9 protein-coding genes and 1 tRNA gene are annotated in these 11,283 nt (G+C 63.8%); 8 read left to right on the forward strand and 2 right to left on the reverse strand.

Features of this window, described 5'->3' with window-relative positions; translation table 11 throughout:
- Positions 1-5: 5 nt before the first annotated feature.
- The 3 genes from VNC39_RS00535 to VNC39_RS00545 are packed head-to-tail and all read left to right on the forward strand — an operon-like array spanning position 6 to position 3,975.
- Entirely contained in the window at positions 6-1,385 is a 1,380-nt protein-coding gene (locus tag VNC39_RS00535) for a PleD family two-component system response regulator (RefSeq protein ID WP_325395108.1), read from the forward strand.
- A complete protein-coding gene (locus VNC39_RS00540) occupies positions 1,382-2,590 on the forward strand; it encodes an FIST signal transduction protein (RefSeq protein ID WP_325395110.1) in 1,209 nt (402 codons plus the stop codon). Before VNC39_RS00535 ends, VNC39_RS00540 begins: the two co-directional genes overlap by 4 nt.
- Positions 2,587-3,975 carry a sensor histidine kinase gene (locus VNC39_RS00545; RefSeq protein ID WP_325395112.1) on the forward strand — a complete coding sequence of 463 codons (1,389 nt, stop codon included), beginning with the start codon at positions 2,587-2,589 and terminating at the stop codon, positions 3,973-3,975. The genes VNC39_RS00540 and VNC39_RS00545 overlap by 4 nt, the downstream gene beginning before the upstream one ends.
- Here VNC39_RS00545 and VNC39_RS00550 read toward each other — a convergent pair.
- Positions 3,964-5,127: a fatty acid desaturase gene (locus tag VNC39_RS00550; RefSeq protein ID WP_325395114.1), complete on the reverse strand. Its 1,164-nt coding sequence runs from the start codon at positions 5,125-5,127 to the stop codon at positions 3,964-3,966. The two genes, VNC39_RS00545 and VNC39_RS00550, sit on opposite strands and share 12 nt — an antisense overlap.
- An 842-nt stretch (positions 5,128-5,969) precedes the next feature.
- Positions 5,970-6,045 (reverse strand) — tRNA-Lys (locus VNC39_RS00555).
- 127 nt (positions 6,046-6,172) lie between these two features.
- Between VNC39_RS00555 and VNC39_RS00560 the strand changes: the two genes are divergently transcribed.
- From VNC39_RS00560 to VNC39_RS00580, 5 genes are all read left to right on the forward strand, one after another.
- Positions 6,173-7,081 (forward strand): ABC transporter permease subunit, encoded by a 909-nt coding sequence (locus tag VNC39_RS00560; RefSeq protein ID WP_325395116.1) that lies wholly within the window; start codon positions 6,173-6,175, stop codon positions 7,079-7,081.
- Positions 7,078-8,358: a high-affinity branched-chain amino acid ABC transporter permease LivM gene (gene livM / locus VNC39_RS00565; protein WP_325395118.1), complete on the forward strand. Its 1,281-nt coding sequence runs from the start codon at positions 7,078-7,080 to the stop codon at positions 8,356-8,358. Before VNC39_RS00560 ends, livM begins: the two co-directional genes overlap by 4 nt.
- Positions 8,359-8,361: 3 nt before the next feature.
- Positions 8,362-9,204 (forward strand): ABC transporter ATP-binding protein, encoded by an 843-nt coding sequence (locus VNC39_RS00570; RefSeq protein WP_325395120.1) that lies wholly within the window; start codon positions 8,362-8,364, stop codon positions 9,202-9,204.
- Positions 9,201-9,923, forward strand: coding sequence for an ABC transporter ATP-binding protein (locus VNC39_RS00575; protein ID WP_325395122.1), 723 nt, complete (start codon positions 9,201-9,203; stop codon positions 9,921-9,923). The genes VNC39_RS00570 and VNC39_RS00575 overlap by 4 nt, the downstream gene beginning before the upstream one ends.
- 73 nt (positions 9,924-9,996) lie before the next feature.
- A complete protein-coding gene (locus VNC39_RS00580) occupies positions 9,997-11,109 on the forward strand; it encodes an ABC transporter substrate-binding protein (RefSeq protein ID WP_325395124.1) in 1,113 nt (370 codons plus the stop codon).
- Positions 11,110-11,283 lie beyond the last annotated feature (174 nt).

Consider the following 11,283-nt stretch of genomic DNA (forward strand, 5'->3'; position numbering starts at 1 on the left):
ATGTGTTGACGGCACGACTTCTGGTTGTTGATGACGTTCCCTCAAACGGCCGGCTGTTAGCAGCGCGGCTGAATGCGGAATATTACGACGTCAGAACCGTCAGCAACGGGCGTGACGTGCAGGAGATCGCCTCGGACTGGCAACCCGATGCGATTTTGCTGGACGTGCTGATGCCGGACATGGACGGCTACGAAGTGTGCCGCCGGCTCAAATCGCAGAGCACGACCACGCATATTCCCGTCGTCATGGTCACCGCCCTCAAGGAGCAGCCCGATCGCCAGCAGGGTTTGCGCGTCGGCGCCGACGAGTTTTTGAGCAAGCCGATCGAACACCCGATTTTGCTGGCGCGGTTGCGCGGCATTATTCGCCTGAAACAGCTGCTCGATGAATGGCGCGCGCGCGGCATGGCGGCCGCCTCGCTGGGTCTCATGCCGCAGCACCAGACCAATGCAGAGAGCAGCAGCGTGCTGATCATCGACGATCTCCCCTCGCGCGCGCTGCGGATGCGCGACATCCTCGCGCAGAAGAACATCGGATCGGTGCTGGTTCAGCATGACAACGCCGTCCTGCAAACCATTCAGAACATGTCGTTCGATCTCATCGTCCTCAGCCTGTCGCTGCTGGCGAGCGATCCGCTGCGCCTGGTCGCCCGGCTGCGCGCCGCCGCGGCGACCCGCGACATGCCGCTGCTGCTGGTCGCGGCCGCAGACCAGCGCGACGCCCTGGTCTGCGGCCTCGATCTCGGCGCCAATGACTGCCTGACGCTGCCGCTGGACGAGACCGAATTCTTTCTGCGCGTCAACAATCATATTCAACGCAAGCGCTACCAGGACCGGCTGCGCAATGAGGTCGGGACGGCGTTGGAGATGGCGGTGATCGACCCGCTGACGCAACTTTATAACCGCCGTTTCATGACCACTCATCTGCAGCGCCTGGCCGCCAGCCCGGCCCGGGACCCTTTCGCGGTGCTCATGGTCGACGTCGATTATTTCAAGATGATCAACGATTGCCACGGCCACAGTACCGGCGACAAAGTGCTGTGCGCGGTGGCCGATACGTTGCGGCAGACTCTCCGCGAGACGGATATGACCTGCCGTTACGGCGGCGAGGAATTCCTGGTCGTCGCCCACGGCATTTCCCATGACTGGCAGGCTCTGGAACTTGCGGAGAAGCTCCGCAGCGTCATCGAGCATATGCGCATCGAGGCCGAACTGAGCGTCACGGTGAGCATCGGCGTCACTTTGTCCGGCGCCAGCACGGCCCTGTCCCTGATCGATCTCGCCGACCGCGCGCTGTATCAGGCCAAGCATCAGGGGCGCAACATGGTGTCGCTGTGCATCGCCCCCCAAAGCGGCGAGGCGCTCTACGGCGAGGTGGGGTCATGACCGGACTGGTCCGCACGTCCTATGCCGCCCACACCCAGCCCGAGGAAGCCGTCCGGCTTTGCCAGGAGGGGCTGGGGATCGAGGCGCCGGATTTGATTTTGGCGTTCGTCGGCGGCCGGCATGTGCCGGCTTCCGTGCTGGCCGCGTTGCAGGCGAACTTCGGCGAGGTGCCGCTGACCGGCGGTTCCGCGGCCGGCGTGATCAGCGCCGCCGGCTGCGGCTATAGCGGTTTCGAAATCGGCCTGATGGCCTTCAAGGGCGCGGATGTCACGCCTTCCGTGCTCACCACCGCCGGCCTCGCCGAGAGCGAGACCGAGGCCGGCCAGACGCTGGGAAACAGAGTCCGGCATTGCACCAACGATGGCGCGGCGGTGATGCTGCTGTTCGACAGCGTGGCCAGCAGCGTGCCGCTACGGCTGCATCCGGCGAGCCAGATCATGGAAGGCTTCCAGGCCGGGCTTGGCGACCGGCAGCTGCATGTCATTGGCGGCGGCCTGCTCACCGACATCAACCTGTCGGATGGCTGGCTGTTCTGCGAGGGCGACGTGCGCAAGCACGCCATGGTGGCCCTGGTCTTCCCGCCCGGCCTGCACGCCTCGACCGCCATCCTGCATGGCTGCCGTCCGGTCAGCACATTCATGGACATCACAAGGATCGACGGGGCGGAGGTTCTGGAACTCAACCACGAACCCGCGCTGACCGTGGTCGAGCGCATGCTGGGGCTGGAGCTCGGTACCGCGAGCGGGCAACAACTCTCTTTGGTGGCCACGCTCGGGCAGAAACAAGGCGATCCGTTCGCGCCGTATGACGAGAACCAATATGTCAACCGGCTGATCCTGCAGGCCAATCCGGCGCGCGGCTCGATCACCTTGTTCGAACCGGATTTCGCCGTCGGCACACGGGTGCAGATCATGAGCCGCGACAATACGCTGATGCTGGACTCGGCGGAACGCGGCGTGGCCCGGCTGAAGCAGGAGATCGGCGCCGCACCTTGCGCCCTGGCCCTGTATATCGACTGCGCCGGCCGGGCCAGCATCATGAGCGGCGCCGACACCGAAGAGGCCGAAACGGTGCTGCGCACGCTGGCGCCGGACTTTCCCTTCATGGGCTTCTATTCGGGGGTCGAGATCGCGCCTTTCGCCGGCCATTACAGCCGGCCGCTCGACTGGACCGGCGTGCTGACCATCCTGAAATACGCCGCATGAACGCTGGCACACCGGCCAGCCGTGCGCAGCTCGAACGCGAGCTGGAATATTACAAGGCCGAATATAACGCCATCGGCGCCCGGCTGCTGCGCCTGCAGGAAGAACAAGGCCGCGTCGCCCGCGAGGCCAGGCGCAGCAAGATCGTCGCCCGGCTGGTGCGCGCGGGCTACCAGCTCGTCAACCGCGACATTCCGGCCAGCGCCATCGGCGACCATCTGCTCGCCGCCGTGATCGACGCATCGCTCTGCGACCGCGCCGCGCTGCTCGCGGAATCCGCCACGCGGCCGGGGCAGTTTATCATCGAGCATGCCGTAGGCATGGAAAGCGGCCTGGTCGTCGAGCTGAACGGCCCGCCGGATTTCCTGTATACGACCGGCGGACAGGCGCCCGGCGCCACCGCCGCGGGGCTGACGGACATTATCGGCGTGCCTTACATACTCTGGTCCTACGCCGCCGAGAGCAAGCGCGCCTTGCTGCTGGGCAAGCGCTTCGAGGGCAACGTTCACCGCCCGTTCGAACCCGGCGACCGGGAACTCGTGGAGGTCGCCCTCGCGGTCTATATCGATGTGCTGCTGCGGCGCATCGCGGAAACCACGTTGCAGGAGGCCAAACAGGCTGCCGAGGCCGCGAGCAATGCACGAGCGCGGTTTCTGGCCAATCTCAGCCATGAGCTCGGCACCCCGCTGAACTCGATCATCGGCTTTTCCGAGCTGCTGCTGCAGACCGGGCCGCGCGCGCCGCGAGGCGCCCAGCGCCAGGAATTCACCAGCCAGATTCTCGATGCCGGGCGCCGGCTGCTCGCGCTCACCCGGGACATTCTGGATTTTTCCAGCCTCAGCAACGCCAAGCCGCAATTGCGGCTGGACTGGGTGCCGGTCGAACAGCTGTTGCGCAATGCCGTGCGGGCCTTCGGCGCGCGGACCGCGTCGCAGGGGCCGGCCCTCGTCCTGCAGGCGCCCGCTTCGGGGCTGCTGGCTTTGATCGACTATGACCGGTTTCGTCAGATTCTCGCGAACCTCATCGGCAATGCGCTGAAATTCACCCCGACCGGCGGCCGCGTCACGATCTTCGCCGAACTGACCGAGAGCAGAACCCTGCGGATCCTCGTGGCCGATACCGGCGTCGGCATGCCGACCGAGGACATTCCGCGGGTGCTGGAGCCTTTCGTGCAGCTCGACAACGACGTGCATGAGAGCGCGCACGGCGCCGGCCTGGGCCTGCCGATCGTCAAACAGCTGGTCGAAGCCCATGGCGGCCAGCTGGAAATCGAGAGCGCGTCGGGCCAGGGCACCAGCGTGACCATCATTTTGCCCGCGAGCAACGCCAGGCTGGACGCGGCGGCGCGTTACCCCCGCCCCGCCGCGTCCCTTCTGTCAGCTCAATAGATCGGCCGGGGCACGTTCCATCGCCTGGAAATTCTGGTCGATGGCACGCAGCAACCCCCAACTGTCCACATAATTCAACGGAAAGCCCGGGCTGCCGGCGTCGAGATCCGCCTGGCGGTTATGCGCATAATCCGTCCAGCGCTTGCCGGGGCGGCGATGATGGAAATCATGGCAGGGCGCGTCGCCCACCAGCACGAACAGGCGCACGAACATTTGCCAGGTCAGCATCTCCGCCCACCAGCCGGTCCAGGCCAGCAAAGCCCGCCCTTTCGCCAGACCTTCCTGCGGCGGGGTGGCGCCGGCAAACACGCCGGCGGTCGCCTGGCACACCAGGTTCGGGCCGCGCGCGGCAATCACCTCGGCGGGCGGCAGACGGTGCTCGCAGAGAATGCGGAACACGGTGGCGACCTGCAGCAGCACGGTCAGCGGCAGCAGCCAGGCCACCGCGATCAGCCCCAGCGTGTGCGTCGCCAGGCCGATGGCGGCCACCGACAGCAGAAAACCAACGCCGACCAGGTTATGCAGCCGCTCGGGCGAGCGCAGGCTACCGCGCAGGCGCTTCACCAGGAAACGCGCATGCCAGACCGGCGAGACGAGCAGCGTGGCCAGCCGCAGCCACAGGCCGCGGCGGTCCAGTTTGGTGGTCAGGTCGCAAATGCCGACGACGAAATCGGTGAACTCGTCATCGTCGGTAAACAGCTTGTTGGCGTTGTGATGCAGCATGTGCTCGCGCTGGTAGGCATCGAAATGCTTGAACAGCAGCAGCGCTGAAATCAGCCGGCCGACGGCGCGGTTGCGCTCGCGGGTGCTGAACACCGTGCCGTGCGAACAATGGTGGAAAATCACCACCTGGAACACGCCGAGGCCGGAGGTCGTCGCCAGCAGGCCCAGCCCCAGCAGCGCCCAGAACAACGGGTCATGCGCGCCGAGCCAGAGCTGCGCGGCCATCGACAGAGCGACGCCGCCCAGCACCAGCGACAGAGCCTCGACCACGAACAAAACCGGCTTCCTGGGCGCCGGCGCCTCGCCCGGCGCCGGTTTGGCGGTCAACCAGGTGAGGAAAGGCTGGACGAATTTCGGCAGGCGCCGCGCCATTTCGGCCCGCGGGTCGTTCCTGAAGGGGATATCGAGATGAAGAGGTTCAACCGGCAAGCCATCTTTCGCGACGTACATAAAAGTTCAACCTTCTGTTTTATTAGAACGAATCAAATTCTTTCGAGACGCGCATCCAGGCACCCACCACAGCGTCATTTATAGTTATTTACCCCAACATTTGCATCAATTTCGTGAACAATCCAGAACAATGAAACACGGAAAGCCCACCAAACCCATGCGATTCGCTCGAACGCGGCGTTTTGATTTGCGACCTAAACGTTAATATTTCTGAGCAACGCCGGCCACCGCGAACCTGCCCGGCGCGACAGCCGAAACGGCATGGCGCGCGGAACGCGCTTCTCGACTCCCATCACACCTCACAAAAATGCAGATTAACCCGTAAACAAAATCAATCCGTTATCGAAAACTCTTGTCGCCACGCTTTTAAAACTCACGGACGAAAGTCCCGGCTCACCTTCCGTTAAAAGCCATTTGTTCTGAGGTCTAAACAACATTTCTCGCCGGCAGCGACGATGAAACCAGCTCCTGGTCGCACAGGAGATTTTCAATTTAAGCGTGTAATAAAAATTTCATTTTTTTGCCTTTTTTGCCGCAATTTTTGTCGTATTTTCTTGTTTTGTTCACGGCAAAATGCGGACTGCAGGGCCCCGCGCGCTGGCAGATCATCATCCGCAGATCATCATGACCACGCCCACCGATTCTCGCACCGGGAAACGCAACTCAAAAACTTCGTACGGGAACCAAACGGCGTCGGCTGGTGTGGGATGTTTGCGCCGGACCACCTTGGCCAGCGTCACGCGCCGAGCCCAGGCACACCCCGCAGCGGGGATGATCGCGCATCGCTGTATCGCGACAGGCCTAAAAATGTCCGGGCTGGATGGTGGGTGCACAAGGATTCGAACCTTGGACCTACTGATTAAGAGTCAGCTGCTCTACCAACTGAGCTATGCACCCATCGTGGGATGCCCTGTAGCAAGAGCGCCTGGAGAAGAAAAGCCCCCCGGAGCACAAAAATCCGACATTGACCGGCGGGCGCCGTTCGTATCATCTCGGGAACTGTCCCCGCTTTGCAAGGAACCGCATGGCCTACGCTCTCCAGCAGCTCATTAACGGCATCACGCTCGGCATGATCTATGGGCTGATCGCGATCGGGTACACCATGGTCTACGGCATCATCGGCATGATCAATTTCGCCCATGGCGACGTGTTCATGATCGGCGCGTTCATCGGCATCATCGTGCTCACCGCGCTCTCGGGCATCACTTCCGTGCCGCTGGGGCTGCTGGCCGCCTTGATCCTGTCCGCGGCCCTTTGCGCCCTGTACGGGTTTTCCATCGAGCGCGTCGCCTACCGGCCGCTGCGCGGTTCCTTCCGCCTGGCGCCGCTGATCTCCGCCATCGGCATGTCGATCGTGCTGGAGAATTATGTGCAGACCAGCCAGGGGGCGCTGGAACGCGCGATCCCGAACCTCATTCCCGGCGGCATCATGCTGATGAAGCAGAACGGCTTCGCCGTGCAGCTCACCTGGCTGCAAATCGCCATCGTCATCGTCACGCTCGTCGTCCTGGCGGTGTTCACGTATGTCGTGACGAGAACGCCGCTCGGCCGGGCCATGCGCGCGGTCGAGCAGGATGCGAAAATGGCCGCCCTGCTCGGCATCGATACCAACCGCACGATCAGCTACACCTTCATCATCGGCTCCGCGCTCGCCGCGGTCGCCGGCGTGATGTTCCTGCTCTATTATGGCGTCATCGATTTCTACATCGGCTTCAATGCCGGCATCAAAGCCTTCACCGCCGCCGTGCTGGGCGGCATCGGCTCCCTGCCCGGCGCCGTGCTGGGCGGGCTGCTGATCGGCCTGATCGAGGCGTTCTGGTCCGGCTATGCCACCGTCGCCTACAAGGATGCAGCGGTCTATTCCATTCTCGCGATCGTGCTGATGTTCATGCCGACCGGCCTGCTCGGCCGCAACGAGGTGGAAAAGGTATGAAAAATCTCGGCGCCATCCTCAAGGATTCCGCCGCCGTCGCCGGCGCCGCATTGCTGCTGTTCGGCCCGTTCCTCGGGCTCAGGCTGGGCGACAACGAAGCCGGCAGCCTCACCCTTTCGCCCCGGCCCGGGCTGCTCGCCGCCGCCGTGGCGCTCACCTTCGCCGCACGCCTCTTGATGCTGCTCTGGTATCAGCACCGCCCCCCGCGCATCATCCCTGTGAAACTCTCGGCGGGAACCGCCCAGGCCGGCAAATATATCGCCCCGGCTTTGCTGATCGCGGCGGTGGCGATGCCGCTGCTCCCGGGCATCGAAAACTCCTATATCGACCTCGGCGTGCTGATCATGACGTATGTGATGCTCGGCTGGGGTCTGAACATCGTCGTCGGCCTCGCCGGGCTGCTCGATCTCGGTTACGTCGCCTTCTATGCGGTCGGGGCCTATTCCTTCGCGCTGCTGTCGGAGAATTTCGGCCTCGGCTTCTGGGAATGCCTGCCGATTTCCGGGCTGCTCGCCGCGCTCTGGGGCATGTGCCTCGGCTTTCCGGTGCTGCGCCTGCGCGGCGACTACCTGGCCATCGTCACGTTGGCCTTCGGCGAGATCGTCCGCCTCGTCATCACCAACTGGGTCGCGCTCACCGGCGGCCCGAACGGCATCACCGACATTCCGCACCCCAGCCTGTTCGGCCTCAGCTTCAGCATGGCAGGCGGTCCCGGTACGTTCGCCGGGTTTTTCCACCTCACCCCGGACCCGAAACAGCGCACGACCTATCTTTATTACATCATCCTGGCGCTGGCTCTGCTCACCAACTGGGTCACGCTGCGCCTGCGCAAACAGCCGCTGGGCCGCGCCTGGGAGGCGCTGCGCGAGGATGAGATCGCCTGCCGCTCGCTGGGCATCAATCTGCGCAACACCAAGCTCACCGCTTTTGCCGTCGGCGCGATGTTCGCCGGCTTCGCCGGCTGTTTCTTCGCCACCCGCCAGGCCTTCATCAGCCCGGACAGTTTCACCTTCATCGAATCCGCCACCGTGCTCGCCATCGTCGTGCTCGGCGGCGCCGGCAGCCAGCTCGGCGTGGTGCTGGCCGCCTGCGTGATGATCGGCGTGCCGGAACTGCTGCAATCGCTGCAGATCTACCGCATGCTCATCTTCGGCCTGGCGCTCGTCGTCATCATGGTGGTGCGACCGCGCGGCTTCATCGCCACGCGCCAGCCGACCGTCTCGCTCGGGAAAGCCAAACTCATCGGCGCGGCCATGCTCTCCGAAGGACGCGGCTGACACATGACCGACACGCTTCTCTCCGTCAGCGAGCTGACCATGCGCTTCGGCGGCCTCACGGCGGTCAACGGGCTCAGCTTCGCCGCCCAACGCGGCAACATCACCGCGGTCATCGGCCCCAACGGCGCCGGCAAGACCACAGTGTTCAACTGCATCACCGGGTTCTACAAGCCGACCTCCGGCAGCATCACCATCGCCCACGCGCCGGGCCACGCGCTGCGGCTGGACAAAATGTCCGGCCACGCGATCGCGAAAAAGGGCCGCGTCGCCCGCACCTTCCAGAATATCCGCCTGTTCAACGGCATGTCGGTGCTGGAGAACCTGCTGGTGGCGCAACATAACCGGCTGCAGGCCGCCACCGGCTTCGGCGTGCTCGGCGTGCTCGGGCTCGGCGGCTATCGCGCGGCGGAACGGGCGGCGATCGAACGCGCCAAATATTGGCTGGAGGCGACGCATCTGCTGGAACGCGCCGACGATGCCGCCGGCTCCCTGCCCTACGGCGCGCAGCGCCGGCTGGAAATCGCCCGCGCCATGTGCACCGACCCGGTGCTGCTCTGCCTCGACGAACCCGCCGCCGGCCTGAACCCGCGCGAATCCGCGGCGCTGAACGAGCTGCTGCTGAACATCCGCGCGCAAGGCTGCTCGCTGCTGCTGATCGAGCACGATATGGGCGTGGTCATGAAAATCTCCGACCATGTCGTGGTGCTCGACCACGGCAAGAAAATCGCCGACGGCACCGGGGTGGAAATCCGCAACGACCCGGCCGTCATCAGCGCCTATCTCGGCGAAGGCGACGAGGACGATGCGGACTCACCCGTCGGCGCCGAACTGGAGGCCGGCTCGTGACCGAACCGCTTTTGTCGCTGCGCGGCGTGAACACATTCTACGGCCCGATCCAGGCGCTGCGCGACGTCGATCTCGATGTGCATGAGGGCGAGATCGTCACGTTGATCGGCGCCAACGGCGCCGGCAAATCAACGCTGATGATGACGATCTGCGGCAGCCCAGGCGCGAAATCCGGCAGCATCGTTTATCGCGGTGAGGACATCACCAAGCTGCCGACGCACCAGATCGCGCGCCGCGCCATCGCGCAGTCCCCGGAAGGGCGGCGGATCTTCCCGCGCATGAGCGTCGAGGAAAACCTGCTGATGGGCTCGCAGGTGGTGAAATTCGCCGATTACGACCGCCAGCTCGAACTGGTCTTCGTTTTGTTCCCGCGCCTGAAGGAGCGTTTTTCCCAGCGCGGCGGCACGCTTTCGGGCGGCGAGCAGCAGATGCTGGCGATCGCCCGCGCGCTGATGAGCAAGCCCAAACTGCTGCTCCTCGACGAGCCGTCGCTCGGCCTGGCGCCGCTGGTCATCAAACAGATTTTCACCGCCATCCGGCAATTGAACGAGGAGACCGGGCTCACCGTTCTGCTCGTCGAGCAGAACGCCAACCAGGCGCTGCGCCTCGCCCATCGCGGCTATGTGCTGGTGAACGGCGCGATCACCATGGCCGGGACAGGTGCCGAACTTTTAGCCAGGCCAGAGATTCGCGCCGCTTATCTTGAGGGCGGCCATTGAGTCCGCCTACAAATTAGGCGCATACAGGAAAAGCGTTTTGCGAAATAAAACATTGTTAGTTAGGAGGCTTCCCTTGCGTAACATCCTTCTTGCGACCGCTGCCTTCGTGGCCCTTGGCTGCGCTGCCACGGCGTCGGCCCAGGCCCAGATCAAGATCGGCGTCGCCGGTCCGCTCACCGGTTCTAACGCCGCCTTTGGCGAACAATTGAAAACCGGCGCCGACCTGGCGATTGCCGACATCAACGCCGCCGGCGGCATCAATGGCCAGAAGCTAAAGGAAATCGCCGTCGACGATGCCTGCGACCCCAAAACCGCGGTCAGCGCCGCGAACACGCTGGTCTCGGACGGCGTGGTGATGGTGGACGGGCATTTCTGCTCCGCCTCCTCGATCCCGGCCAGCAAGGTCTATTCCGACAACGGCATCATCGAGATTTCCCCCGGCTCGACCAACCCGAAATACACCGATGAAGGCTCACCCTTCATTTTCCGCACCTGCGGTCGCGACGACGAGCAGGGCAAAGTGGCGGCTGTTTATATCTCCGAGCACTTCAAGAACGCAAAAATCGCCGTACTGGACGACAATTCCACCTACGGCAAGGGCATCGCCGACCAGGTGCGCGCCAATCTCGGCAAGCTCGGCGTACCGGTTGCCTACAACACCTCCTACACCGCCGGCGACAAGGATTATTCCGCGCTGATCAGCCGCCTCAAGCAGCAGGGCATCACGCTGGTCTATCTCGGCGGCTACTATTCCGATACGGGCCTGATCATGCGCGAAGGCGCGGCCCAGGGCTTCACGCCGCAATATTTCTCGGAAGACGCGGCGGTGACCTCGGCGCTCTGGCAAATCGCCGGCCCCGCGGCCGAAGGCACGCTGATGACCTTCTCCCCGCCGGCGGAAAAAGATCCCGCTGCGGCGAAAGCCGTCGCCGAGCTGACCAAGCTGCATGAAGACCCGACCGGCTATGTGCTGTATTCCTACGCGGCCATCCAGGTCTGGGCCGAAGCGGCCAAACGCGCCGGGACCACCTCCCCCAGCGTGGTCGCCAAAACCCTGAAGCAAGACGGCCCGTGGCAGACCGTGCTCGGCCCGTTGAGCTTCGATTCCAAGGGCGATGTGGTGAATGCCGCCTATGCGATCTGGAAGTGGCATGACGGCCAGTACAGCGTCTTCGCGATGCACTAAGAAAGCGGGCGCTTTTTGAAAAAAGCGCCGCAAAAACTTTTGTTTACGCTGGGCCGTGGGCGTTGTCGCCGACACAGCCCATGGCCCAGCATAACAAAGTTTTTTTGCTACTTTTTGTTCACAAAAAGTAGCGCTTCCTTTCTTCCTCCTGCGCGTCTTTTGCGCCCCTCCGGC

Source organism: Acidocella sp. (assembly GCF_035535915.1).
GTDB lineage: Bacteria > Pseudomonadota > Alphaproteobacteria > Acetobacterales > Acetobacteraceae > Acidocella.

What these genes read in the sequence shown, in the direction of transcription:
- VNC39_RS00545 (WP_325395112.1), top strand. Translation starts at nt 2,587, where the DNA reads ATGAACGCTGGCACACCGGCCAGCCGTGCGCAGCTCGAACGCGAGCTG.
- VNC39_RS00540 (WP_325395110.1), top strand. Translation starts at nt 1,382, where the DNA reads ATGACCGGACTGGTCCGCACGTCCTATGCCGCCCACACCCAGCCCGAG.
- livM (WP_325395118.1), top strand. Translation starts at nt 7,078, where the DNA reads ATGAAAAATCTCGGCGCCATCCTCAAGGATTCCGCCGCCGTCGCCGGC.
- VNC39_RS00560 (WP_325395116.1), top strand. Translation starts at nt 6,173, where the DNA reads ATGGCCTACGCTCTCCAGCAGCTCATTAACGGCATCACGCTCGGCATG.
- VNC39_RS00570 (WP_325395120.1), top strand. Translation starts at nt 8,362, where the DNA reads ATGACCGACACGCTTCTCTCCGTCAGCGAGCTGACCATGCGCTTCGGC.